General features: G+C 74.8%; 2 protein-coding genes. One reads left to right on the forward strand and one right to left on the reverse strand.

Annotated features, from left to right (window positions below; translation table 11 throughout):
- Positions 1 to 519 (reverse strand): MmgE/PrpD family protein (locus WA805_RS30845; protein ID WP_425244089.1); only part of this gene is annotated, 519 nt, incomplete at its 3' end.
- A gap of 114 nt (positions 520 to 633) precedes the next feature.
- Here WA805_RS30845 and WA805_RS30850 point away from each other — a divergent pair.
- A partial coding sequence (locus tag WA805_RS30850) for an FtsX-like permease family protein (RefSeq protein WP_425244090.1) occupies positions 634 to 1,778 on the forward strand: 1,145 nt, incomplete at its 3' end.

The raw sequence follows: 1,778 nt of genomic DNA on the forward strand, positions 1-1,778 counted from the left end.
CAGCGCCGACGCGGCGACCGCGGCGCCGAACACGCCGCAGGTCCCGGTGATGTGCCAGCCGTGGTCGTAATGCGCGGGCGAGATCGCGTTGCCGATCCGCAGCTGCGCCTCGCAGCCGACGGCGAACGCGCCGAGGAACGCCGCGCCGGACGGCGCCGTCTCCTGGGCCAGCGACAGCACCGTCGCCAGCGCCGCCGCGCCGGGGTGGATGACCGTCGCCAGGTGCGTGTCGTCGAAGTCGTCCAGGTGCGCGGCGGTGCCGGTGACCAGCGCGCCCCAGTACGGGTCCAGCGTGCGCGCCAGGCCGGGGACCTGGACGTCGCCGGCGCTCCCCTGCTCCGCAGCGGCGGCGAGCAGGACCGTCACGGCCGGCGACCCGGCCGCCGAGGCTGCGGTGCCGAGCACGTTGAGCAGCGTACGGCGGCCCGCGCGGGACACCTCCGGCGGCAGCGGGCTGGCCGCGGCGTCCAGCATCGCCGCGCAGAAGTCGGTCGTGACGGATCCCGTCGTGGCAGGCATGGCCCAACCGTACGGCCGGACGTGGTCATGGTGCTATCACCACATTTCTCTCGCCGGGTGGCATCCTGGCGCCCACGGGCGCGCGGCGGGCACGCTGCCGTTGGGGAGGTAGAAGTGGACGCGCTCGGCTTGCTGCTCCGCGCCAGGCTGCGCCGCTGGCGCGGCTGGGTCTCGCTGTGCCTGCTCGCCGGGCTGCTGTCCGGGCTCACGCTTGCCGCAGTGAGCGCGGGTCATCGGACCGCGACGGCGTTTCCCCAGTTCGTGGCGGCGCACGGCTACGACGCGCTCGTGATCAGCGCGGCGCCGATGCCGGGGCTGGCGAAACTGCCCGGCGTGGCCTCGGTGACGCTGATGCACCAGTTCGCGACCGGGACGCCGGCGTGCTCGTGCGCGCGGCCCATTAACCCCACGGACTTCGACCTGACCGAGGTGGCGCCGGCGGACCTCCCCCGGATGGTCAAGCTGGTGGCTGGCCGGATGCCCAGCCAGAACTCGCCCGACGAGGTGCTGGCGTCGTTCCGGCTGCAGCAGGACATCGGCGTCGGCGTCGGCACCGTCATCCGGGTGCCGCTGTATTCGGCGGCGCAGCAGGGCGCGTACCTGAGCGGCGCCGCGGTCACGCCGGCCGGAGGGACGGTCACGTTGCGGGTAGTCGGCATCGAGGCCGCCGAGGCCGAATTCCCCTTCGCCGCCACCCCCTCCTACACCGTGTACACCACCACGGCGTTCGCCAGGTTGCACGCCGGGCGGACCGCGGGCGTCGCGTTCTCCTTCGTGCGGCTGCGCGGCGGGGCGGCGGCGTTCCCCCGGTTCGAGGCGGGGGCGCGCGCGGCCGGGGCGTTCTCCGTGTCGGACGCGGACACCGCGGTCGGCTCGATCGGCACGTCGATCTGGCCTCAGGTCCTGGGCTGGTGGCTGCTGGCCGGGCTGACCGCGCTGGCCGGGATGGTGGTGCTAGCGCAGGCGCTCTCCCGGCAGGCCGAGGCCGACGCCGAGCCGTTTAGCACCTATCGCGCCCTGGGCGCGACCTGGCGGCAGGTCGCCGCCGTGGGCATGATCGCGACGCTGCTCGTCGCGGTGGCGGGCGCGGTCATCGGGACGGGACTGGCCGTCCTGCTGTCGCCGCTGACACCGGTGGGCCTGGCGCGAATCGCCGAGCTGTCGAGCGGCTTCGCGTTCGACACCGCCACGCTGGCCCTCGGGGCCGGCGTCGCCGTCCTGGCCGTGCTGGCCCTGGGCACCTGGCCGACGGTCAGGAC

Origin of the sequence: Trebonia sp. (assembly GCF_049794275.1) — a bacterium.
Lineage (GTDB): Bacteria > Actinomycetota > Actinomycetes > Streptosporangiales > Streptosporangiaceae > Trebonia.